A 23,193-nucleotide genomic window follows, 5' to 3' on the forward strand; every position below is an offset into this window, starting at 1 on the left:
ATGAGGAAACCGAGGGCATGCCCGCCACGCGGGTCACGGCGTGGAGGGCGGGTCATGGGCGCGGGCATTATTACTGCTTAGCCTGGGTGGGTAAGGGCGGAATAGCCGTAGCCTTTAGTGGCTTTTCTGCCAATTGAACTAATTGTCGGCCACGCGGTCGCGGTGGCGTTCTGCCACGATCAGCAGCTCCACCCCCAGGAACTGGGCACAGGCCGCGCGCAAGTTTTCCACCCGGGCGCATTGCGCTACTGCCCCGCCATGCAACAACAAGAGGCGGCGCGGCCCACCCGCCTGCACCAGCGTGCGCACCAGCCGGTAAGCCCGTTGGCAGGCACCTGGGTCCGTGCTTAGCCACAGCCCCCAGCGGGGGTAGTGGCGCGCCATCTCAGGCACCCTGGGGCTGTCGGCTGCCAGCGCCAGCAACTGCCAGCGCGACGGCTCTGCGACCCATGCATGGCCGTCGGCCCGCCAGCGCCGCAGGGTTGCCCTGGCGTCGCCAAGCCCCGAGGCCGCGCCTACTACCACCAGCACCTGCTCGGGCGCGGTTGCCCGGGCGTGGCGCTCAGCCCAGCGACGCAGACCTTGGGCCTGGTCACTCATGTGCCAGGCGGGCCATGGCCGTGCGGGTGGTGAGCAGGTGCAGCAGGCTTTCCAGCAACACCAGCGGGCTACACGCGCGACGCTTGCCAGACAACTCCAGCAGTTGTTGACGCACAGCCTGGCCCCACTCGGCTTCGACCTGGTCCAGGTGGCAGGCGCACGCCGCCAGGGCAGTGGCCAGGAACAGACGCAGGTCGGCGTTCAACGGGCCATGCCGCTCACCCAGGATGTTCCAGGCCCGCAGCGTCAGTGCCGGCAGCGACTCGCACACCTGCACGCGGCTCAGGCTGTCGGCCTGTTCAGCGAGGTTGCCGTTGCCGTCGGCGAGCCAGTAACGCTGGCCCAGTATCTGGTCACTGTCGCAATGTCGCAGGGTGCCGAACCAGGCACGTACGGGTCGCTGCGGCTCGGTGGGCAAGCTGACGACCAGGTAGCCGAGCTCCAGCTTCACCCACCGCCCCCGCTGGCGCAGAGCACGGTAACCGTGGCTAGCGCTGCGCTCCGCCAACTGCGCCAGGGTCCAGGACTGACCGCCCTGCATCACCCGCTGCCCCCGCTGCGCATTGGCCAACCAGGTGGGGCCGGCCTCCAGCAAACGCTGCATCAGTTCGCGGCTGGGGCTGCCCGCCCACAGGTGGCGGCTGCCGCCCAGGGTTGCCGAGCTCCACTCCAGTCGCGGCTGAGTGCCGATAGGCAGTTGATGGGCCAGCCACGGGCGTATCTGCAGATTCCCTTCGGCGGTAAAGCTCAGCACCGGCATTTTCCAGGTCGCGCCGACGACGGGTCGCTCCGCGCCCCACAGAATCTGTCGGTTTGCCGCGTTGGGCACCGGCGTGTCCGCCAGCAGCCGGGCAAGCGCCTGACTCTGCTGGGAGGCGGGCAGATCAGCCATGTGCCAAGCCTGCTCCAGCAGCGCGAAGTCATCGACCTGGCGGTGCAAGCTGGCGCGCAGGGTAGCCAGCAGCCGGCCATGGCCCAGCACGTTGCGAGCCAGGGTATCGAGTTGCTGCCCCTTGCCATGGAGCGCCGTCGGGCCCGCGCCGTAGAGAGACGGGCGCTCGCGGGTCAGCGCCTGGTTCATCAGCGCGGGCCTGTCGGCCAGGTGCAAGTCTTCCGGCACCTGCTGCCCAGTGGACAGGTAATTGAGCCGCAGGTCATGGCGTATCAGTACGTCCAGCACCGGCCCCAGGCGTGGGGCTTCGTCGCATTTGCTGATAATGCAATCGCGCAACGTCGTGCCGGCGTTCAGGGCGGCGCGGCGATAGGTGTCCACCACTTCATCCAGGGTGTCACCGTGGCTGGCGGCATTGAGTACCAGCATCAGCCGCACCAGACTGTCACCATTGGCCAGCCGTTTGATCTGCGCCAGCAGGCGCTGGTCGCGCTGGCTCATGCCTACGGTGTCGATAATCACCAGGCGCTTGCCGGACAGGCTGGCCAGCAACTGCTCGATATTGTCTTCGGCGCCCAGCGCATGCACTTCGCCGCCCAGCAATTCGGCGTAGATACGCAGTTGTTCGTGAGCGCCGATCCGGAAGCTGTCGGTGGTCACCAGGGCCAGGCCGTCTGCACCGTGGCGCATGACGAAACGCGCGGCGAGTTTGGCGGTGGTCGTGGTCTTGCCTACCCCGGTGGGTCCGACAAGCGCGATGATGCCGCCCGCTTCCAGCAGCGGGCCGTCGTCGGGCAACACCGACAGGCGCGCCCCCAGGCGCTCGGCCAGCCAACTGGCCCGGCCGGGGCCATCAACCCCAGGCAACGCCGGGGCAGCGTCGAGCAATTCCTGGCTGAGACAGTGGCTGAACCCGCTGCCCAGCAGGTCGCGCAACAGTGCCTGGCGGCTGTCGTCAGCCGGGGCCGAAGGCTGTTGCTGCATGAGCAGCTGGCGCATCTGTTCCATTTCGCCGCGCAGCAGTTGGCTCAGGGCGGCAAAGTCGCCAGCAGGCATGGGTGTCGCTGGGAAGCTCACGGGCAACCCGGCACCTACGGCCTCCCGGGGCTGAACGCCTGGGGTATCCAGGGTGGCAGCTGGTTCGCCAGCGGGCTTTCGAGTGCCAGCCGAGCCGCTGGCGCTCATGTGTGCATAGGCGGCGGCCGCGCGGCGCGGGCTGAGGGGAGCAGGCTGGGTGTCATCAGCCACTGCCATGATCTCGACACCCTCCTCCACGCTGCGGCTGGAGAGGATCAAGGCATCTTCCCCGAGTACCAGGCGCACCTGGTGCATGGCTTCGCGGCTATTGGCCCCGACAAATCGTTGCACGCCCATCAATTACCTCCACCGATCAGGCTGGTTATACGCAAGGTCCGGCCTTCCGGAATTTCCGACAAAGACATCACCACCAACTGGCGCAAACGCCGGCGCAGGAACCGCGCCAACAACGGCCGCAATTTGCTCGGTACCACCACCACGGCTGGGTGGTTGCCCACTTCCTGACGGGCCAGGGCGATTTCGGTCTGCTGCATCAGGTTGTCCGCAAGGCTTGGCTCCAGGGCTCCGCCGCTGGTGACGGCTTGCAGCAGCACTTGCTCCAGGTTGGAGCCCAGGCCAATGGCATGCAGTTCGGTCTGGTTGGGGAACCACTGCTGGGTGATTGCCCGGCCCAGAGCCACGCGTACCACGGCGGTCATTTCCTGCACGTCAGCCTCGGGCTGGGCAGTGACGAATTCGGCCAGGGCATCGAGGATGCTGCGCAGGTCGCGGATCGAGACCTCCTCTTCCAGCAGGTTCTGCAGGATGCGCTGCAAGGTGCCGAGGGAAATCAGCTTGGGCACGACTTCTTCCACCAGGGCTTTGTTGTCCTTGGTGAGCTTGTCCAGCAGCTTCTGCACTTCGCCACGGCCGAGCATGTCCTTGGCGTGCAGGTACAACAGATGGTTGAGGTGGGTGGCGGCCACGGTGCTGGCGTCGACCACGGTGTAGCCGAAGATCTGCCCGTGCTCACGCATGCTCGAATCGATCCAGATGGCCGGCAAGCCGAAGGCCGGGTCGACGATCACCTCGCCTTCCAGCTTACCGGTGACCTGGCCGGGATTGATCGCCAGCCACTTGCCCGGGAACAGCTCGCCGCGCCCCACTTCCACGCCGTTGAGGCTGATGACGTAGGTGTTGGCCAGCATGTCGACCTTGTCACGGACGCGCACCACCGGGGGCAGGAAACCCACGTCCTGGGCGAACTTCTTGCGCACGCTCTTGATGCGCACCAGCATCTCGCCCTGCTGGCGGCTGTCCACCAGCGGAATCAGGCGGTGGCCGACGGTCAGTGCCAGGGTATCCACCAGGCTGACGTCGTCCCAACTGGCTTCCGAGCTCTGCGACGCCGCCTTGGGCACCACCTGCTCTTCCGGCGCGGCCGCCTGTGCCAGGTCGCGCTTGCGCAGCCACCAGCCGAGCCCGCCCAGCAAGGCGGTGAACAGCAGGAATACCAGGTTCGGCATGCCGGGTACCAGGCCCAGCAGGCCGATCACTGCCGCGGTAAGGATCAGTACCTGGGGGCGGATGAACAGTTGGCCGATCATCTGCTGGCCCACATCTTCCTCTGTGTTCACCCGCGATACCGTCACGCCAGCGGCGATGGAAATCACCAGGCCTGGAATCTGCGCCACCAGACCGTCGCCGATGGTCAGCATGGTGTAGGTGTGCGCAGCGTCCGCAAAGGCCATGCCGTGCTGCAGCATGCCGATGATCAGGCCGCCCACCACGTTGACCCCCATGATCACCAGGCCCGCCATGGCGTCACCGCGCACGAATTTGCTGGCACCGTCCATGGAACCGTAAAAGTCCGCTTCCTGGGCCACTTCCCGGCGACGCTTGCGCGCTTCCGGCTCCCCGATCAGGCCGGCGTTGAGGTCGGCATCGATGGCCATCTGCTTGCCTGGCATCGAATCCAGGGTAAAGCGTGCGCCTACCTCGGCAATACGCCCGGCACCCTTGGTGATCACCATGAAGTTGATGATCACCAGGATCAGGAACAGCGCCATGCCGACGGCGAAATTACCGCCTACCAGGAACTCCCCGAAGGCTTCGATGACGCGGCCAGCGGCATCCGGGCCCTGGTGGCCTTCCATCAGCACCACGCGGGTGGAAGCCACGTTCAGCGACAGGCGCAGCAGGGTGGTGAACAGCAGTACTGCCGGGAACGCCGAGAAGTCCAACGGTTTTTCGGTGAACATGCTGACCAGCAGCACCATGATCGCCAGGGCGATGTTGAAGGTGAACAGCAGGTCGAGCACGAACGGCGGCAGCGGCAAAATCATCATGGACAGGATCATGACGATCAGCACGGGGCCGGCCAGCAGTTTCAGGTCGGCCTTGGCCAGCCAGGAGTCGGGGCCCAGCAGTTGAGTCATGGCGTTCATGGGGTCGGTGTTTCCTCGGCGGTGGCCCCCGCGGGGCCAGGCTGATCCATACCGGCGGGCACCAGCAGGTTTTTCGGTTTGGGCGGCACCAGGCCGCCGGTTTCACTGACACGCTTGAGGCGCATGGCCCAGGCCAGCACCTCGGCAACAGCGGTATACAGCGAGCCAGGAATTTCCCGGTCGATGTCCACATGGAAATACAGGGCGCGCGCCAGGGCTGGCGCTTCGAGCATGGGGATGCGGTGCTCTTCGCCCAGCTCGCGGATACGTGCGGCCACCTCATCCGCGCCCTTGGCGATCACCCGCGGCGCCGACATCTTGTCCTGGTAGGCCAGGGCCACGGCGTAGTGGGTTGGGTTGGTGACGATCACGTCAGCCTTGGGCACCTTGCTCATCATTCGCGAGCGGGCCATCAGCTGTTGCTGGCGGCGGATCCGCGCCTTGATGTGCGGGTCGCCGTCGGTGTCCTTGTGCTCCTGGCGCTGCTCTTCGCGGGTCATGCGCAGCTTCTGGTAGTAGGTGTAGAACTGGAACGGCACGTCCAGGGCCACCACCAGCACCAGCGAGCCGATAACCAGCGCGCAGGCTTTCGCCACCAGGCCCATGGCCGTGGCCAGGGCCAATTCCACTGGCATGCCTGTGAGGTCCAGCAGCAGGCGGGCGTGGCCCCTGAGGAACAGCACGGCCACGCAGCCCACCAGCAACGCCTTGGCCACGGCTTTGCCAAGGTCGGCCAGAGCACGCAGGGAAAACATGCGCCCCAGGCCTGCTATAGGGTTCATACGGGAAAAGTTGGGTTGCAGCGCTTTCAGGGTAATCACCAGGCCGCCCAGCAGCATCGACGCCGCGACCCCGGCCAGCATCAGCACCAGGAGAAATGGCATCACCGTCAACAGCCCCAGTTGACCCAGCCCCAGAGCGGCTTGAACCATGCGGGTAGTGTCGAATGCCTGGGCGCGTTCGAACAACAGGCCGTGTTCGAGCACCTGGCACAACTGCCCGTAAAACCACCCGCCGCCGCCCCATAGCGCGGCCACGCCGGCCAGCAGCACCACAAAGGTATTGAGCTCCCGGGAGCGCACCACCTGGCCCTGTTCACGGGCCTTCTCGATCTTGCGCGGTGACGCCGATTCGGTCTTGTCTTCGTTGCTGCTGTCTTCCGCCATGGCGGTTCATCGGCTTTTGATAAGGCCGATATTTTGCGCAGCACCGGGCTCGCCCCATCCTTGGAACAAGCACAGAATTGGGGCGTATTTAGCGCAATGGCCGCCGGCCCACCCGCCTGTGGCACCGGTCATTCGTTGCGGCTGAGAATTTTGCGTGCCACCTGGCTGTCCAATACGGTGATCTCGATACGCCGGTTGGCAGCGTCCAGCGGCTGAGCATCACGGGTAGGGATGCGGTCGGCCATGCCCGAGATGCGCAACAGCTTATCCGAGTCCAGCCCGCCACTGACCAGCTCCAGGCGCGAAGCTTTGGCCCGGTCAGCCGACAACTCCCAATTGCTGTACCCCGCCTCGCCGCCCGCATAGGGATGGCTGTCCGTGTGGCCGCTGATCTGCACGCTGTTGGGCAGCTCGTTGAGCACCGGTGCAATGGTGCGCAGCAGGGTGCGCATGTAAGGTGCCACCCGGGCGCTACCCAGTTCGAACATGGGCCGTTGCTCACTGTCGATCAGCTGCAGGTTCAAGCCCTCGGGGGTCAACTCCATGAGGATCTGCTTGCTCAGGTCCTTGAGCGCCGGGTTCAGCTGGATCACCTGCTGCAAGCGCTGACGCAAAGCCGCCAGGCGCTTGAACTCCTCCTCCGACAACGGCCGGGCCGGCAGTTCGATGGGGTTGAGCGACGTCTCCTTGAACGCCAGCGCCGGGGTGCCACCGGGGATCGGGTGTTCGCTGCGGTTGATGGCGCTGAGCAGAGGGGTGCTGAAATAATCGGCCACGGCGTTTTTCTGCGACTTGCTGGCGTTGGACAAAACCCAGAGCACCAGAAACAGCGCCATCAGCGCAGTCATGAAGTCGGCGAAGGCGATTTTCCACGCGCCGCCGTGGTGGCCGTGGGCGGCACTTTTGCGCCGCCGCATGATGATCGGGCGCTCGCTCATCCCAGGGCCATCGCGCCGGCCGGCGTGCCACGCACATAGCTCTCCAGCTCCAGCGCCGTCGGCCGCTCGGCATGGTGCAGTGCCTTGCGGCCAAACTCTATCGCCAGCATCGGTGCCATGCCCTGCTGGCTGGCCAGCAGGGTCATGCGCATGCACTGCAGCATTTTGACCGCTTCGGCTACCTGGCGGTCGATGCGGCTGGCCAGTGGCGCGATCACACCGTAGGCCAGGTAGATGCCGAGAAAAGTACCCACCAGCGCATGGGCGATCATCTCCCCCATCAAGTCCGGCCCCACGTTCACCGCGCTCAGCGCCTTGACCACGCCCATCACCGCGGCCACGATACCGAAGGCCGGCAATGCGTCGCTGACCTTGTACAGGGCATCGGCGGGAATATGGGCTTCATGCTCGAACGCTTCGACCTCGTGCAACATCAACTCGTCGAGCTCATGGGGCTGCATTTGCCCGCTGAGGATCAGGCGCATGTAATCGGTGATGAAGGTGAGGATCATCGGGTCATCGAGCAGTTCGGGGTAGTCGCTGAACAGCGAGCTCTGCCCGGGTTCATCGATGTCCCGCTCGACCGCCAGCATCCCTTCGCGCCGCGCCTTGCCCAGCAAGTGGTAAAGCAACGCCATGACCTGCAGGTACCGGCTCTTGTCATAGCGGGTGCTGCCCTTGAGGCGCGAAACGGTGGTAAGGGTGGCCTTGATGGCCTTGCCGTTGTTGGCCGCGACAAAGGCCCCCAGGGCCGCGCCGCCAATCATGAGCATTTCGGTGGGCTGGTACAGCGGCCCCAGGCTGCCGCCTGACAGCGCGAAGCCGCCGAATACCGACAGCAGAATAGCGATGAGTCCTAGAGCGATAAGCACAGGCCGTTCCTTTTATGACGCCAGGGGTGACCTGGGCAAAGATCGGCGCTCGATGGCCCAACTTTAACCACGGCCGGTCACACCCTTCGTCGCGGCGGACCTGACCGCGTCGGCGGTGCACGCGGTACACCTCACACCCCGCGGCCGCGCTTGTCAGGCGTTGGCCTGGCGCATGGGCGCCTCGTCTTCCAGCTCTTCGCTCTCGCGCCGCTTGAGGGTTTTGCCGGCACGCGACGGCGGCTGGCAGATACCGCATATATAGCGCTGGGCAGGGCCGTGGGAGTGGGCCACGAACTGACCGCTGCACGAGGAACACGCCACCAGTTCCAGCATGTCGCTCTCGAAGAAACGCACCAGCGTCCAGGCACGGGTCAAGCCCAGCACCACCTCGGACTCTTCGTCGCCCCCCACTTGCTCAAGGTACAGCCGGTACGCCTTGATGAAGGCCTCGATACGGTCGCAGCCGATCTTGGTCAGACGCAGGTAGATACCGTAGAACAGCGAGGAGTGGATATTGGGCAGCCAGGTCACGAACCAGTCGGTGGAAAATGGCAGCATGCCCTTGGGCGGCGATACCCCGCGTACCTCTTTGTACAGGCGGATCAACCGGCCCCGGCTGAGGTTGGTTTCCACCTCCAGTACCTGCAGCCGCGCCCCCAGCTCGATGAGCTCGATAGCCAGTTGCACCTGGAACATTTCCTCGACCAGGCTTTTCTCAGACATGCGCCTGCCCCACGCGTCCTCCCGTGTCGCCCCCGGCGTCCACCGACGCCATCAGCAACGACGAGTGAATTTCCACCAGGCCCAGCTCCCGCGAATTGCCCAGCACCCGCGACAGGCACTCTGCTTCATCGAAAACCGGGCGGCACACCAGTTGGTTGATGCGTGCCAACTGGGTCAGCTGCTTGCTGGTCAGCTTGACCAGCAGGTCCGCCATGCCTTCGGTCAACTTCAGGCGAAACATGGCGGTAGCGCGATCCTTGCGCAACAGGCGCTGTACCAGCAACAAATAAGAGAAATTCAGATCCTGAATATCTTCCAGACCTCGATCAGCGTTCAGCACTTCCCACTCCCCTGTACTTTTCGCACTCTTCAATTCAACAGACGTGAATGACTTGGTTCAAACACACCGCCCTAGCGGCAACTTGTCGCAACCCCTGACTCACACTTCCGGACGCACAACTGTCTTGAATAGTGGCCTAACAGTGGCAGTTGGCCTGTATGCCTTGCCCTGTCCGCGCTTTAAACGCCCGGCCAATATAAGTGCGCCCAAGTGGCTCTGACGGTCGGCCAGGCATTTGCGAACTTCAACTTCCAACTCCAGAATCTGCTTGATCAATTCGAACTTGCGCCGACGGTGTTCTTCGTCCAGCTGGACCCCCGCCTCCTGGCGTCGCAAGGTTTCTTCATCGATCAGCCCCTGGGACTTCAACAGCAGAATCTCTGCCCAGTCCCCTTGCGCCGCACATTCGTGCATGCGACGCGACTGCGCCAGCAACCGCTCGTACGACTCAACCACCTGCGCTTGCGACATCGCCATCCTCCCCCTCGACTCGAGGCCCTATCTGCCGCCACGCGGAACCAATGTTTTCAATCAGGCTTGCTGCCACATCCAGGACCTCCTCGTCGTTATGCAGATTGGCCCGCAATAACAGCCGCACCACCGTGTCGTAGAGCTGATCCAGGTTGGCGGCGACCTCGCCGCCGCGTTCCATGTCCAGCGAACCGCGCAGGCCGCGGCTGACGATCTTGATGGCAGACGTGATGGCCTTGCCCTTGCCCGCCATGTCGCCGACCTGCATGTGCAGCCGGGCCGTGCGGATGGCGGCCTGGTAGCTGTCGAACAACATCACGATCCGTTGGTACGGGGAAGCAGCCAGGATGCCGCTCTCCAACCCCACCGCCGCGTAGGCATTCGCTCCGCGCAATACACTCACAACCTCACTCCCATCTACTGAGGATTAATCATCACTGCTCAAGGCATCGAACTGGGTGGTGAGGTAGTCCGCTGTCGAATCAAGCTCGGAAATCAGGGTGTCCAGGGCCGTGAATTGCTCGGTATAGCGGTCCATCACACTGTCGATGAAGTCCTGCTTGTCTTCGTACTTCTCTTCAAGATCATCCAGCTGGTCGTTCAGGTCGTTGACCACCGAGACGAGCGAGCCGTCGTCCTCATCCAGAAAGGTGTCCAGGTCGGTCGCTATCTGGGTGGCGAAACCCTCTGTATCGTCGGTACCCACAAAGAAATCGGTTACGTCGCTGAGGTTGTTGGTGACCGCGTCTTCCAGCGTGTCATCGTCGATACTCAGGGTGCCGTCCACGCCCAGGGAAATGCCCAACTGCGAGAGGTAGCTGAACGTACTGTTGGAAATAGAGTTGTACAGGTCCTTGCTCAGGGTGCTGTCGACGCGGCGCGTGGTGGAGTCGCCAAGCAAGGCCCCCGCGGTGTCGTCGTCTGCGTCGTATTCGGTCAAGGTGTCCATGGTCGAAGCGTAGGAGTTGTAGGCGTCGACGAAATCGTTGATGGCATCGATGATCGAGTCGGTATCGCGCTTGACCGTCAAGGTCGAGGTACCCGTGTCGGTGATGCTCAGGGTGACGCCCTGCAGGGCTTCTTCCACGGTATTGCTCTGGCTGGTCACGCTCAGGCCGTTGACTGTCAGCAGGGCGTCGGCCGCCGCGACAGTCTCGGTCATGTTGTTACTGTCGCTGTCGGTGCTATAACCGAACAGGTCCGCGGCATCGCCCGTGCCGTCGTAGCTCACGGTCATTTGCGACTCGGTGCCGGTGTCGTTCGAGGTCAACACCAGGCGGTAGGGGGTGTCGCTGCCATCGTTGACGATGGAGGCAGTGACGGACCCACCCGCGTCATTGATAGCATCGCGGATACCTTCCAGGGTGTTGTTGCTCGACGTCAGGTCGATACTGATGCTCTCGTCGTCACCGACTGTAATGGTGAGCGTACCGGTGCCCAGCGCTGTTGTAGAATCAGCGATACCATCGGTGGCCAAGGTCTGTGCGCTGGCCAGCTGGCTGACCACGATCGAATAGGTACCGGCCACGGCGTCGCTGGTGGTCGCGGCGGTCACGCCCGTGCCGCTGACGCTGCTGGTCAGGGCGTCATAGGTGTCCGCGTCGGCGAGGGTTTCGACGGCGGTCTGCAGGCTGGTCAGGGCACTGGTCAAGGTGCCATACGCAGTGATTTCGGCGTTGATGTCGTCTTCTTCGTTCTCGATCGGCGTCAACAGACTCGTTTCCTGGGCTTCCTCGAGGCTATCGAGAATCGAGTCCAGATCCAGCCCCGACCCCACACCCAGAGAGGTGATGGTTCCGCTGGTAGCAGAGGAGGAAGAAGTGGAAGTGGTCGTCGTCATATAGTCCTCACAGGTCCGCGCCTATTAAGCAGGGCCAATCAAAAATTACCCCATCACAAATGAAACATTCGCAATGACGCAGAGGAAATCGGCAGCCGAATATAAAACTTTAACGACACATGTCTATTTATTTTTTAAGTAACGCCTTTTAAACAAATGCTTTTCCCGTAACTTTAAGACTTGCCATCTCTCGCCCCGGCAGTACTTTCCTTAGTGCAACCTAAGTAATAAGCCGGTTACACAGCTTTGCCCTTCAGCGCTTTCCCGACCAACGCCCTTAGTTAGATCCTGAATTTTTTTTCATCGAGACCGCCGACCACTCAAACGTATCAACTGACGTACAGATGGATACTTTTACGTAGACCGCAACGCCGTCCCTACACCTGCATCGCCATCACATCCTTATAAGCGGTGACCAACCGGTTACGCACTTGCACCCCCATCTGGAAACTGAGTGCGGCTTTCTGCATGTCCACCATCACGTCGTTGAGCGCTACATCCGGGCTGCCTACCTGAAAGGCATTGGCGTGCTGGGTGGCCGTCTGCTGCAGCTGGTTGATGCGCTTGAGCGACGCCTGCAATTCACCGCTGAAGCCCGTCGCCCCCGCCCCTGCCACTGACGACGTCGCGCCTTGTGATTGGCTGGCCAGCAGGGTGAGTTGCTGCAGTGCAGCCTGCAAAGCAGATGTATTCATGGCGCGAACATGTCCGAAGTGGAAAAGGTCAGGGTGATGGCTCGAAAGGTTAACAAGGCGGGCCGTACCGACAAGCAACCAATTGGCTACAAAAGCGCTGGCTTTTCCGACCTTTGGATACGGGCCGGGTCGAGATAATAGCCGCCCTGCGATACCTGCCAGCGCTGGCACCGGGCGGCCCCGCCGCAGCCTGATGCCACAGCTTCTCGACCACCTTCGACACCGGAACGAGCAATGTCTTCTGTAGCGCCCCTACCCTCGCCTGCGAGGTGCGTGTGAGTAACGCCGCCCAAGGCAAAGGCTCCGCCAGAGTCGCCCCCGACAAGAACAAGGCCAGTGCGCTGGAACCGCTGCTGGCACGCCTGCGTGGCCAATCCCTGCCCTTGCTGTTGGCGGGTGCGGCAGCCATTGCTCTTCTGATGGTGCTGGCCTTGTGGGCACGGCAGCCCGAGTACCGCGTGCTGTTCTCCAACCTCAGCGAGGCCGACGGTGGCCAGGTGATCAGCGAACTGGAGAAACGCCAGGTGCCCTACCGCCTGAGCGAAGGTGGCCACGCCATCCTGGTACCGGCCGCGCAAATGAATGCCTTGCGTCTGCAACTGGCTGAACAGGGTCTGCCCAAGGGCGGCAACGTGGGTTTCGAACTGATGGACAAGCAGGCGTTCGGGGTCAGCCAGTTTGCCGAACAACTCAACTACCAGCGCGGCCTGGAAGGTGAACTGGCGCGCACCATCGAGTCCCTGGGCCCCATTGCCAGTGCCCGGGTGCACTTGGTCATGGCTCGCCAGTCGGTGTTCGTGCGCGAACGCGAGCCAGCCCGCGCCTCGGTCATGGTCAACCTGCAACCGGGCCGCGAACTGGGCCAGAGCCAGGCTAACGCCATCGCCCACCTGGTGTCGTCCAGTGTCGCCGACCTGAGCATCGACGGTGTGACCATCGTCGACCAGAGCGGCCGTCTGTTATCCCAGAACCCTGGCGACAACGGTGGCCTGGATGGCACGCAATTGACCTACGTGCGCGATATCGAGCGCTCCTACCAACGCCGTATCGAAGATATTCTGGCGCCGTTGCTGGGCCGTCAGAACGTCCACGCCCAAGTCGTGGCCAAGGTCGATTTTGACAGCCGCGAAAGCACCGCCGAACACTACGAGCCCAACCAGGCGCCGGACCATGCGGCCGTACGCAGCAAACAGATCAACGAAAGCCTGGCCGGCAGCGACGCGGCCGCCCGTGGCGTGCCTGGCGCGCTGACCAACACCCCGCCCAACCAGCCGCCCGCGACCCGCGCCACGGCACCGGGCAAACCGGGCGAAGGTACCCAGGCCAGCACCGACGACAGCGACACCAGCGCCTCGGCCCGCAGCAAGACCCTGCACAGCGAGCGCATGACCAACTACGAGGTCGACCACAGTGTCGAGCACGTCAAGCAGGCCCAGGGCGAGGTCACGCGCCTGACCACCGCCGTGGTCGTCAACTACCGCGCCACCGAGAAGGACGGCAAGCCGGCCCAGGAACCCCTGAGCAAGGAAGAACTGGCCAACATCGAGAGCCTGGTGCGACAGGCCATGGGCTTCACCGAAGGCCGTGGCGATGAACTGAAAGTGATCAACAGCCCGTTCGCCGTGGAAGACACCAGCGGCCCGGAACTGGCCTGGTGGCGCACGCCAGAGTTCTTCGCGTTGGCGATGAGCCTGTCGCGTTACGTGCTGGTGGCCTTCATCGCCTTGCTGCTGTGGCTGATGGTGTTGCGGCCGATGCAAAAGCGCCACGCCCAGACACTCAAGGCGGCCCAGGCCGAGGAAGAACCGCAGACCATGGTCACCGAAAGCGGCGAGACCGTTGAAGTGCCAGCCGGCAAGCGCAAGGCCCAGGGCTACGAGGCAAACATGAAACGCCTGCGCGAGATCTCCGTGGAAGACCCACGCCTGATCGCCATGATCATCAGGGGCTGGATGAAAAAAGATGACAAATAAAATGACCGCTACCCGCCGCAGCGCCATCCTGCTGCTGTCGCTGGAAGCCGACGAGGCCGCCGAAGTATTCAAGCTGCTGCCAGGCCCGGACGTGGAAAGCATCAGCATGGAAATGGCGCGCCTGAGCCAGGTGTCCCACGACGAGATGCGCAAGGTGCTCGAGGAGTTCATCGACGAGACCGAGCAGTACGCGGCCATCAATATCCAGTCCAGCGAGCATATCCGCGCGGTACTGACCAAGGCCCTGGGCAGCGAGCGGGCGGCCAGCCTGATCGATGACATCCTGGAGGCCAACGACGGCGGCTCGGGCATCGACAAGCTCAACCTGATGGAGGCCTCGCTCGTCGCCGAGATGATCCGCGAGGAACATCCGCAGATCGTCGCCACCATCCTGGTACACCTGGACCGCCACCAGGCCTCGGATATTCTAGAGCTGTTCGAAGAGCGCCAGCGCAACGACATTATCCTGCGTATCGCCACCTTCAGCGGCGTCCAGCCGGTGGCCCTGCAGGAACTGACCGAAGTACTGGGCGGCATGCTCGACGGCCAGAACCTCAAGCGCAGCAAGATGGGCGGCGTGCGCACCGTGGCCGAGATTCTCAACCTGATGAACTCCAGCCAGGAAGAGTCGGCCATCCAGACCCTGCGTGCGCACAACGAAGACCTCACGCAGAAGATCCTCGACGAGATGTTCCTGTTCGAGAACCTGCTGGAGATCGACGACCGTGGCATCCAGACCATCCTCCAGGAAGTGGAGACCAACTCCCTGTCCATCGCCCTCAAAGGCGCGCCCACGGCGCTGCTGGACAAGTTCCTGGCCAACATGTCCCAGCGTGCGGCGCAGCTGTTCCGCGAAGACATGGAAGCCCGCGGGCCGACGCGCATGTCCCAGGTGGAAGCCGAACAGAAAGCCATTCTGCAGGTGGTGCGACGCCTGGCCGACAACGGCATCATCGTGACCGGCAATGGGGACGACACCTATGTCTGACGGCAACCCCTGGGCTGACGGCGCCAGCCAATGGCAACCCTGGCGCATGGCCGTGCTGCCCAGCGAGCCCGTGCCCGCCCGCGAGCTGGACGAAGCCCAGGCCGAGGCCCAGCGCAAGCACGCCTTCCAGCGCAAGCTGGAGTTGCAGGCACGCCGCGACAAGGTCCGCCAGGAAGCCATGCACCAGGGACATGCCACGGGCCTGGCCGCCGGCCACGCCGAGGGCTATGCCCAGGGCCTGGAGGAAGGCCGGCTGGCCGGCGAAGCCGCCATGCAGGAACAGATCCAGGCCACATTGGCGCCCCTGCTGCACCTGTGCCAAAGCTTTGACCAGGCCATGCGCCAGCTGGACGGCCAACTGCTCGGCCAGCTGGTAGAGCTGGCCCTGGACACAGGCCGGCACATTGCCGGCGAGGCTCTGCAAGCGCGCCCTGAGCAGGTCATTGGCAGGGTGCAGCGCTTGCTGCAACATGAACCGGCATTGAGCGGCAAACCACGCCTGTGGTTACACACCGACGACCTGGTGCTGGTGCAAGAGGCCCTGGGCGAGCAACTGGCCGCTGCCGGCTGGAGCCTCGCAGCCGACGCCGGCCTGGCGCGCGGCGGCTGCCGAGTCACCAGTGCCAGCGGTGAGCTGGACGCGACATTGGAAAGCGCCTGGGCCGGCATTCGCAGCCGCCTGCCCGACACGCTGCCGGCTACTTCATGAGCCTGCCAAATCCATTTGTGCAAGGCTGGCAGCAACGCCTGGCCAGCCTGCGCGGCGAGATCGCCCAGGTACCGGCTCATGTTCATAGCGGGCGTATCGTCCGAGCGACGGGCCTGGTACTGGAAGCGGTGGGCCTGAGCATTCCCCTGGGCGGCGCCTGCCGCATCGAAACCCAGGTTGCGCAGCCCGGCCAAGGGCTTGGCGCCGAATATGCCGAAGCCCAGGTGGTTGGCTTCGCCGCGGACACCCTGTACCTGATGCCGCTGGAAGAAATCGGTGACCTGCAACCCGGTGCTCGGGTATTGCCCCTGGACGAACGCCAGACTGGCGGCGCGGCCACGCGCCAGTTCCCCTTGGGCCCGGCATTGATGGGCCGGGTACTGGACAGCCGTGGCGAGCCGCTGGACGGCAAGGGCGCACTGGCTGACGTGCGGCACAGCCCCCTGAATACGCCGCCGCTCAACCCGCTCAAGCGTGCGCCCATCGACCGCCAGATCGATGTGGGAATTCGCGCCATCAACGCCTTGCTCAGCGTTGGCCGCGGCCAGCGCCTGGGTCTGTTCGCCGGCTCCGGTGTGGGCAAGTCGGTGCTGCTGGGCATGATGGCCCGGTACACCCGAGCCGATGTCATCGTCGTGGGGCTGATCGGTGAACGGGGCCGCGAGGTGCAGGATTTCATCGACAACATCCTTGGCGAGGAAGGCCTGCGCCGCGCGGTGGTGGTGGCCGCGCCCGCCGACACCTCGCCCTTGCAACGCCTGCAAGGTGCCGCTTATGCCACCCGTATCGCCGAGGACTTCCGCGACCAGGGCCAGGACGTGCTATTGATCATGGATTCGCTGACCCGCTATGCCATGGCCCAGCGCGAGATAGCCCTGGCCATCGGCGAACCACCGGCCACCAAGGGTTACCCCCCATCCGTGTTCGCCAAGCTGCCAAAGCTGGTTGAACGTGCCGGCAACGGGCCGCCCGGTGGCGGTTCGATCACGGCGTTCTACACGGTGCTGAGCGAAGGCGATGACCAGCAAGACCCTATCGCCGACTCGGCGCGGGCGATCCTGGATGGTCATATCGTGCTGTCGCGCACCCTCGCTGAGGCCGGGCACTACCCGGCCATCGATATCGAGGCGTCCATCAGCCGAGCCATGACGGCCATTGTCAGCGATAGCCAGCAGCGCAAAGCCCAGCAGTTCAAGCAGGTGCTGAGCAAATACCAGCGCAACCGCGACCTGATCACCGTCGGTGCCTATGCCGCTGGCCATGACCCGCTGCTGGACCGCGCTGTGCAACTGAACCCGCACCTGGAGCGCTTCCTGCAACAGCGCATCCAGGAGCGGACCACCCTGGAAGACACCCTCCAGGCCCTGAACCAGCTGTTCCCAGGTAAATAACCCCGAGGCAGTGCCATGACATCGTCCCTCGACCTGCTCGCTGAACTGGCCCACAAGGCGCGCGACGGTGCCGCCCGTACCCTGGCCCAGCAGCGCCAGGCCCTGCGCCAACTGGCAGGGCAATTGAAAACCTTGCAGCAGTATCAGCAGGAATACCGCCAGAGTTTGCAAAGCACCCTGCACAAGGAAGGCATGAGCCCCGCCAGCCTCGCCAACTACCGCGCCTTCCTGGCATCGCTGGACACTGCCATGGATCGTGCGCGCAACAGCATGGCCCGGCAGCAGGCGGAAATCGACAAAAGCCAACAGGCCTGGCAAGCCGAATGGCGCAAGGCCCACGCCTACGAAGCCCTGCTGCAACGACGCGCCTCGCAACAGCAGCACCTGGCTAACCGCCGCGAACAGCGCCAGAGCGACGAAATGGGCGCCCGGATGCGCCAGCAGCCCGGCCCCTTCACCCGTACTTGAGAGCTCCCATGGACATCACCGCACTGCTGGCCAGCCCCGCGACCGCCAGCGCCCCGGGCCCCGCTGCAACCGAAACCGACGGCAGCGTGTTTGCCCAGGCACTGGACGCGGCCGCCCAGGCACAACCCGTGGAGGCGATAACGCCCGACACGACCGTTGCGCTGCCCGTCGCGGTACTTGAAACGGCCGCCGAACCGGCAATGACGGCGGCGACAGCAGTGCCGCTGGCGGAACCTGAAATGTCGGTGACACCCCAAGGCGAGCCACCCGCTGCCAGCGTGCCTGATGAAGCCAGCGTGCCCAGCGCGATACCGGTAGCGCAACCGGCTGCCCCGGCGGTAGCCGCGAACACACCGGCCAAACCGCAGGTGGTGGCGTCGCAGCAACCAGAGGAAATCGAGCCTCCCGAAGCCAGCCTGCCCATGGTGGATGAGTCGCAACCCCCTGAAAACGATGACGGCACGGATAGCCAACTGCAGCACATCCGCAACCGCATGCACTTGATCGACACGGCCGGCACCCCCGATGCCAGCACAGCCCAGGCATATACCCAGCCGGTGTCCATACCGCTGGCCGACGCCACCCCGGTACTCGCCGAGGCGCCGGCCCAGGCCGCGCCCGCGGTGACCGTGCGCAGCACTCAACTGCCTGCGGTAACCAGTACCACCGGCAACCCTGGCAAGGCGCAAAGCGCGGCGGCAGTGCCACCCACCACTACCGTGCCCGCCGACACGGTGACCGACACCGCCGTCATGGCGACAGCAACCGATACGCCGTCGGACGGCAACGAGACTGGTGCCGACGGCGACACACCCAGCCCCCAGCCGCCCGACACCCTGAGCGCCTGGACGCCCGTCACCGGCGGGGTGGTCAGCAGCGAACCCGCGCCGACCGCCACCGGCAACCCGACCTTGACCGCCGTGGTGGGCAGTTCGCAATGGCAAAGCGGGCTCAGCCAACAAGTGCTCAGCCTGCACCAGCGCGGCAAGCACCAGGTGGACCTGCAGCTGCACCCCGCCGACCTGGGGCCCTTGTCCATCAGTCTCAAACAGGACACCAGCGGCACCCAGGCCCAGTTCATCTGCGCTCACCCAGCCGTGCGCACTGCCGTGGAGCAGGCCCTGCCCCAATTGCGCGAAGCCTTGGCGGCCCAGGGCATCACCCTGGGGGACACCTCGGTCAGTGACCAGCCTTCGCGCCAGGCACAGCGCGAGCAGAGCCCCTATGCCCCACCTGCGGCCAGCGCCGGGGCCGTCGCCGACGAAGACCCCAGCGAGGCTCAGCCCACCCCGCTCATGACGCGCATCGACCTGTACACCTGACAGCCCGCCATGCCACGGCAAAACGCCAAGATACGGCGTATTGGGCGGCTTTATCGGGCCATGGTCGGGGCGCGGTGATGGTCATACTCGCGGCTTGTCTGATCAGACCCTACGAAGACACCGGCAATGAGCACGACCCGCAAGACCCCTTGGCTACCCATGATCCTGTGCGTTGTGTTGCTGGCCGCCGCCAGCATCGCCGGCACCTGGTACTACGTGACCCGCCTGCAGGCCCCCGCCCAAGCGGCCGTCGAACCGCCGGCCGCGCCGCAGCTGGTGAACATCGCACCGCTGACCGTCAACCTGCAGAACCCACAGCACGAACAACGCCTGCTGTATGTCGGCTTCGCCATCAGCGTGGGCGACAAGGCCACCCAGGCCTTCCTGCAATCCTACGTGCCACAGATCCGCAGCCAGCTGTTCAAGCTGCTGGGCGAACAGGACAGCACCGCCCTGATGACCAGCCAGGGCAAGAGCGCTTTGGCCGCCAAGGTGCTGGAGCTGGTCAAGCGTCCGCTGACAACACCCCAACCCGAGCTTTCCATACTCGACGTCCTTTACACCGACTTCATCGTGCAATAGCCCATGCCCTTAGAAGACCTGTTGTCGCAGGAAGAGATCGATACGCTGCTCAACGGCGTCAGCGGTGACGACGAGTCATCCGCCGGCACCGAGCAGATGCCCTGGGATGCCCACATCCGCCCCTATGACCCGGCCACCCAGCACCGGGTCATCCGCGAGCGGCTGCACGCCCTGGACATCATCAACGAGCGCTTTGCCCGGTATTTCCGCATGGGCCTGTTCAACCTGATCCGGCGCAGTGCCGATATCACCGTGGACAGCGTGCGCTACCAGAGCTTCAACGATTTCTCCCGCCATGTGCCGGTGCCCACCAACATCAATCTGCTGGCCATGAAGCCCCTGCGCGGCACGGTGCTGACGGTGTTTCCGCCCAACCTGGTGTTCATGGTGGTGGACAACCTGTTCGGCGGCGACGGGCGCTTCCTGGCCAAGTCGGAAGGTCGCGAGTTCACCCGCACCGAGCAGCGCATCATCCGCCGCCTGCTCAGCCTGGCCATCAGCGCCTACCAGGACGCCTGGAGTTCGGTGTACCCGCTGGAAATCGAATACCTGCGCTCGGAAATGCAGGCCAAGTTCGCCAACATCACCAGCTCGCCCAACGAGATCGTGGTCAACACCACGTTCCACCTGGAAGTGGGCAACCTGGCCAGTGATTTCAACATCGTCATTCCCTACCTGATGATCGAGCCACTGCGCCAGTTGCTCAATGGCCCCCTCACCGACAGCGATCCCGACGCCGAGAAGGCCTGGAACCGCAAGATGGCCGGCGAGATCACCCAATCGCATATCGAACTGGTGGCCGACTTCACCGAAATCGACACCAGCATCGGCCAGGTCATGGCGCTGCAGGTGGGCGACGTGCTGCCCATCGAGCTGCCCGACACCCTGGTGGCCAAGGTCGACGGCGTGCCGGTGCTGACCTGCGATTACGGCAGCCAGAACGGCCTGTGCGCCCTGCTGGTGAAAGACCTCATCGACCACTCGCCCGTAGGCCCCGAAGCCGCCAGCTTCGTGAAAGGCCCCGTGCCCCCTGCCAAGGACTCCGCCCATGACTGAACCGACCACCCCCGAGCCCACCCCGGCGCAAGACCCATCGCTGGAAGACGAATGGGCCAGCGCCATGGCCGAGCAGGGCGATGATGCCGATCTGGATGACCCATGGGCCGCAGCCCTGGCCGAACAGGAAAGCGCCCCGGCGGACGCCCCCGCCGCGGCACCTGCCAAGGTGTTTCGCCCCCTGAACAACCAGGGCGGCGGCGCCGTGAGTCGCGACCTGGAAATGATCATGGACATCCCGGTCAAGCTCAGCGTGGAACTGGGCCGCACCCGGGTGACCATCAAGCAATTGCTGGAACTGGCCCAGGGCTCGGTGCTGGCACTCGACGGGCTGGCCGGCGAGCCGATGGATATCCTCATCAACGGCTACCTGATCGCCCAGGGCGAAGTGGTGGTGGTCGATGAAAAGTATGGCATCCGCATCACCGAGATCATCACCCCGTCCGAGCGGGTACAGAAACTCAACCGATGACCAGCCCGCCCTCCTCACCCGACAGCCTCTTGGGCCTGGCCTTGCTTGGCAAGACCGGCCTGGCCTTCGCCGTAGTGGTGGCCAGCATTCTGCTATGCGGCTGGTTGGCCAAGCGCTTACGCCCCGGCCACACCCGGCCCGGCGCGCACCTGCGGCTGGTCGGCAGCACCCAAGTGGGCCAGCGCGAGCGGGTGGTGATCGTCCAGGTGCAAGGGCGCTGGCTGGTACTGGGGGTCACGCCCCAGCACATCAGCGCCCTGTCGGAACTGCCCGCCCCGGCCGATGAACCTGCCGCACCCGGCACGCCGCTGGCACCAGCCTTCGCCGAACGCCTGGCGGCCGCCGTGAAACAACGCCTGACCCCCGCCGGAAACGACACGCCATGAACCTGCGCCCCATGCTCCTGGCTGCCACTGTGCTGCCGGCCCTGATCGACACCGCCTGGGCCCAGGAAGCCCCGGGCCTGGCGGCCTTCACCAGCCAGGCCATGGGCAACGGCAGCCAGCAATGGTCGCTGAGCCTGCAAACCCTGATGCTGCTGTCGTCCATGGCCTTCCTGCCGGCGCTGTTACTGATGATGACCGGTTTTACCCGCATCATCATCGTCCTGGGCCTGCTGCGCACTGCCATCGGCACCACCTCGGCGCCCCCCAACCAGGTATTGCTCGGCCTGGCCCTGTTTCTGACGTTCTTTGTTATGTCGCCGGTGCTGAACAAGGCCTACGACACCGCGTGGCAGCCGTTCTCCAGCAACCAGATCGGCCTTGAGGAAATGCTCGACAAGGGCAGCCAGCCGTTTCGCGGCTTCATGCTCAAGCAGACCCGCGAAACCGACCTGGCCATGTATGCGCGCATCGCCGACCTGCAGGACCTGGACAGCCCCGACCAGGTACCCATGCGCGTGCTGATGCCGGCCTTCGTCACCAGCGAGCTGAAGACCGCCTTCCAGATCGGCTTCAGCATTTTCGTCCCCTTTCTGATCATCGATCTGATCGTCGCCAGCGTGCTGATGGCGCTGGGCATGATGATGGTGCCGCCGGCGACCATTTCGCTGCCCTTCAAGTTGATGCTGTTCGTGCTGGTGGATGGCTGGCAGTTGCTGCTGGGCTCCCTGGCCCAGAGTTTCTACACCTGACACCTACCTTCGGAGCCTTACCACGATGACACCGGAAATGGTCATGGACCTGGCCTACAGGGGCATGCGCGTGAGCCTGTTCGTCGCCGCGCCGCTGCTGCTCACCACCCTGGCGGTGGGCCTGATCGTCAGCCTGTTCCAGGCGGCGACGCAGATCAACGAGTCGACGCTGTCGTTCATCCCCAAGATCATCGGTATCTGCGCGGTACTGGTACTGGCGGGGCCTTTGATGATGGACATGATCCTGGACTTCACCCGCGACCTGCTGGTGGGGCTGCCAGGCCTGGTGGGCTGAGCGCCCATGCTGGACATCGACTCGGGACAATTGCAGCAATGGCTGGCGCTGTTCTTCTGGCCGCTGTGCCGCATTGCCGCGTTCATGCTGGTGGACCCGCTGCTGGGCCATACCATCATCCCCAACAGCGTGAAAATCGGCCTGGCCTTGTTGCTCAGCGTGCTGCTTTCACCGGTGCTGCCGCCCATGCCGGACGTGGCCATCGTGTCATGGGAAGGGCTGGGTATCGCCGTGGAACAACTGTTGATCGGCGCCAGCCTGGGCATGGTGATGCGCGTGACCCTGGCGGCGGTGGAAATGGCTGGCGAGATCTGCGGCATGCAGATGGGGCTGGCGTTCGCCAGTTTCTATTCGGCGGAAAGCAACACCAACACCATGGTGCTGTCGCGGCTGCTGAGCATGACTACCTTGCTGATGTTCCTGGCGCTGGATGGCCACCTGCTGGTGCTGCGCCTGCTGGCCAGCACCTTCCAGAGCCTGCCGGTGGGCAACCTGCATTTCGACCCGTCGTCATGGGAGATGGTCGCCCGCTATGGCAGCCGCGTGTTCCTCACCGGCCTGCTGCTGGCCTTGCCCATGGTGGCGGCGCTGCTGATCATCAACCTGGCCATGGGCATTCTCAACCGCGCGGCGCCGCAATTGACCGTGTTCGCCGTGGGCTTTCCGGTCACCCTGAGTACCGGGCTGGTACTGATCATGGCGCTGACCAGCCACCTGGGGCATTTCATCCAGCTGCTGCTGGATGAATCGCTGCACTTCATGCAGATGCTGGTCGGCAACATGATCGTGCCCGGCTGAGCC

At 64.2% G+C, this 23,193-nt stretch carries 25 protein-coding genes; 13 read left to right on the forward strand and 12 right to left on the reverse strand.

The features are described 5' to 3' along the window. Positions 1 to 138: 138 nt before the first annotated feature. The 12 genes from HWQ56_RS27345 to fliE form a co-directional block, all read right to left on the reverse strand. On the reverse strand, positions 139 to 600 hold the full coding sequence (locus HWQ56_RS27345) for a hypothetical protein (RefSeq protein WP_158157469.1): 462 nt from the start codon (positions 598 to 600) through the stop codon (positions 139 to 141). Continuing rightward, entirely contained in the window at positions 593 to 2,866 is a 2,274-nt protein-coding gene (gene flhF, locus HWQ56_RS27350) for a flagellar biosynthesis GTPase FlhF (protein ID WP_176572193.1), read from the reverse strand. Before flhF ends, HWQ56_RS27345 begins: the two co-directional genes overlap by 8 nt. After that, a complete protein-coding gene (gene flhA / locus HWQ56_RS27355) occupies positions 2,866 to 4,956 on the reverse strand; it encodes a flagellar biosynthesis protein FlhA (RefSeq protein ID WP_176572194.1) in 2,091 nt (696 codons plus the stop codon). The genes flhF and flhA overlap by 1 nt, the downstream gene beginning before the upstream one ends. Further along, complete coding sequence (flhB, locus tag HWQ56_RS27360) at positions 4,953 to 6,122, reverse strand: flagellar biosynthesis protein FlhB (RefSeq protein WP_176572195.1); 1,170 nt, start codon at positions 6,120 to 6,122, stop codon at positions 4,953 to 4,955. Before flhB ends, flhA begins: the two co-directional genes overlap by 4 nt. Positions 6,123 to 6,250: 128 nt before the next feature. Beyond that, entirely contained in the window at positions 6,251 to 7,060 is an 810-nt protein-coding gene (motB, locus tag HWQ56_RS27365; protein ID WP_176572196.1) for a flagellar motor protein MotB, read from the reverse strand. Continuing rightward, positions 7,057 to 7,932, reverse strand: a complete 876-nt coding sequence (gene motA / locus HWQ56_RS27370; protein WP_176572197.1) for a flagellar motor stator protein MotA — start codon at positions 7,930 to 7,932, stop codon at positions 7,057 to 7,059. Before motA ends, motB begins: the two co-directional genes overlap by 4 nt. 153 nt (positions 7,933 to 8,085) lie before the next feature. Then, positions 8,086 to 8,655 (reverse strand): flagellar transcriptional regulator FlhC, encoded by a 570-nt coding sequence (gene flhC, locus HWQ56_RS27375; protein WP_158157457.1) that lies wholly within the window; start codon positions 8,653 to 8,655, stop codon positions 8,086 to 8,088. Then, the gene (flhD, locus tag HWQ56_RS27380) at positions 8,648 to 8,995 is read right to left on the reverse strand and encodes a flagellar transcriptional regulator FlhD (protein WP_233270906.1); all 348 of its coding nucleotides are present in this window, start codon (positions 8,993 to 8,995) and stop codon (positions 8,648 to 8,650) included. Before flhD ends, flhC begins: the two co-directional genes overlap by 8 nt. A gap of 99 nt (positions 8,996 to 9,094) precedes the next feature. After that, entirely contained in the window at positions 9,095 to 9,466 is a 372-nt protein-coding gene (locus HWQ56_RS27385) for a flagellar protein FliT (protein ID WP_158157456.1), read from the reverse strand. Beyond that, positions 9,444 to 9,869: a flagellar export chaperone FliS gene (gene fliS, locus HWQ56_RS27390; protein ID WP_176572198.1), complete on the reverse strand. Its 426-nt coding sequence runs from the start codon at positions 9,867 to 9,869 to the stop codon at positions 9,444 to 9,446. Before fliS ends, HWQ56_RS27385 begins: the two co-directional genes overlap by 23 nt. A gap of 24 nt (positions 9,870 to 9,893) precedes the next feature. Further along, entirely contained in the window at positions 9,894 to 11,306 is a 1,413-nt protein-coding gene (fliD, locus tag HWQ56_RS27395) for a flagellar filament capping protein FliD (protein ID WP_158157455.1), read from the reverse strand. A gap of 377 nt (positions 11,307 to 11,683) precedes the next feature. Beyond that, the gene (gene fliE, locus HWQ56_RS27400) at positions 11,684 to 12,001 is read right to left on the reverse strand and encodes a flagellar hook-basal body complex protein FliE (RefSeq protein WP_158157454.1); all 318 of its coding nucleotides are present in this window, start codon (positions 11,999 to 12,001) and stop codon (positions 11,684 to 11,686) included. 275 nt (positions 12,002 to 12,276) lie between these two features. On the opposite strand from fliE, the gene fliF reads away from it, so the two are divergent. The 13 genes from fliF to fliR all read left to right on the forward strand — a co-directional run bounded on the left by fliF (position 12,277) and on the right by fliR (position 23,190). Then, positions 12,277 to 13,974: a flagellar basal-body MS-ring/collar protein FliF gene (gene fliF, locus HWQ56_RS27405; RefSeq protein ID WP_176572199.1), complete on the forward strand. Its 1,698-nt coding sequence runs from the start codon at positions 12,277 to 12,279 to the stop codon at positions 13,972 to 13,974. Next, positions 13,964 to 14,962, forward strand: a complete 999-nt coding sequence (fliG, locus tag HWQ56_RS27410; protein WP_158157453.1) for a flagellar motor switch protein FliG — start codon at positions 13,964 to 13,966, stop codon at positions 14,960 to 14,962. The genes fliF and fliG overlap by 11 nt, the downstream gene beginning before the upstream one ends. After that, positions 14,955 to 15,671 carry a flagellar assembly protein FliH gene (locus HWQ56_RS27415; protein WP_176572200.1) on the forward strand — a complete coding sequence of 239 codons (717 nt, stop codon included), beginning with the start codon at positions 14,955 to 14,957 and terminating at the stop codon, positions 15,669 to 15,671. The genes fliG and HWQ56_RS27415 overlap by 8 nt, the downstream gene beginning before the upstream one ends. Next, complete coding sequence (gene fliI, locus HWQ56_RS27420) at positions 15,668 to 17,062, forward strand: flagellar protein export ATPase FliI (protein ID WP_176572201.1); 1,395 nt, start codon at positions 15,668 to 15,670, stop codon at positions 17,060 to 17,062. Before HWQ56_RS27415 ends, fliI begins: the two co-directional genes overlap by 4 nt. A 15-nt stretch (positions 17,063 to 17,077) precedes the next feature. Next, complete coding sequence (fliJ, locus tag HWQ56_RS27425; RefSeq protein ID WP_158157450.1) at positions 17,078 to 17,530, forward strand: flagellar export protein FliJ; 453 nt, start codon at positions 17,078 to 17,080, stop codon at positions 17,528 to 17,530. Positions 17,531 to 17,538: 8 nt separating this feature from the next. Further along, complete coding sequence (locus HWQ56_RS27430) at positions 17,539 to 18,852, forward strand: flagellar hook-length control protein FliK (protein ID WP_176572202.1); 1,314 nt, start codon at positions 17,539 to 17,541, stop codon at positions 18,850 to 18,852. 126 nt (positions 18,853 to 18,978) lie between these two features. Next, positions 18,979 to 19,434: a flagellar basal body-associated FliL family protein gene (locus HWQ56_RS27435; protein ID WP_158157446.1), complete on the forward strand. Its 456-nt coding sequence runs from the start codon at positions 18,979 to 18,981 to the stop codon at positions 19,432 to 19,434. 3 nt (positions 19,435 to 19,437) lie between these two features. Further along, positions 19,438 to 20,490 (forward strand): flagellar motor switch protein FliM, encoded by a 1,053-nt coding sequence (gene fliM, locus HWQ56_RS27440; RefSeq protein ID WP_176572203.1) that lies wholly within the window; start codon positions 19,438 to 19,440, stop codon positions 20,488 to 20,490. After that, a complete protein-coding gene (gene fliN, locus HWQ56_RS27445) occupies positions 20,483 to 20,962 on the forward strand; it encodes a flagellar motor switch protein FliN (protein WP_158157442.1) in 480 nt (159 codons plus the stop codon). The genes fliM and fliN overlap by 8 nt, the downstream gene beginning before the upstream one ends. Next, complete coding sequence (gene fliO, locus HWQ56_RS27450; protein ID WP_158157440.1) at positions 20,959 to 21,348, forward strand: flagellar biosynthetic protein FliO; 390 nt, start codon at positions 20,959 to 20,961, stop codon at positions 21,346 to 21,348. The genes fliN and fliO overlap by 4 nt, the downstream gene beginning before the upstream one ends. Then, positions 21,345 to 22,097 (forward strand): flagellar type III secretion system pore protein FliP, encoded by a 753-nt coding sequence (gene fliP, locus HWQ56_RS27455; RefSeq protein ID WP_425331921.1) that lies wholly within the window; start codon positions 21,345 to 21,347, stop codon positions 22,095 to 22,097. The genes fliO and fliP overlap by 4 nt, the downstream gene beginning before the upstream one ends. 43 nt (positions 22,098 to 22,140) lie before the next feature. Next, the gene (fliQ, locus tag HWQ56_RS27460; RefSeq protein ID WP_425331922.1) at positions 22,141 to 22,392 is read left to right on the forward strand and encodes a flagellar biosynthesis protein FliQ; all 252 of its coding nucleotides are present in this window, start codon (positions 22,141 to 22,143) and stop codon (positions 22,390 to 22,392) included. Between the two features lie 6 nt (positions 22,393 to 22,398). Then, a complete protein-coding gene (gene fliR, locus HWQ56_RS27465; protein WP_176572204.1) occupies positions 22,399 to 23,190 on the forward strand; it encodes a flagellar biosynthetic protein FliR in 792 nt (263 codons plus the stop codon). The last annotated feature ends 3 nt before the right edge of the window (positions 23,191 to 23,193 follow it).

Origin of the sequence: Pseudomonas eucalypticola, from assembly GCF_013374995.1 — a bacterium.
GTDB classification, from domain to species: domain Bacteria; phylum Pseudomonadota; class Gammaproteobacteria; order Pseudomonadales; family Pseudomonadaceae; genus Aquipseudomonas; species Aquipseudomonas eucalypticola.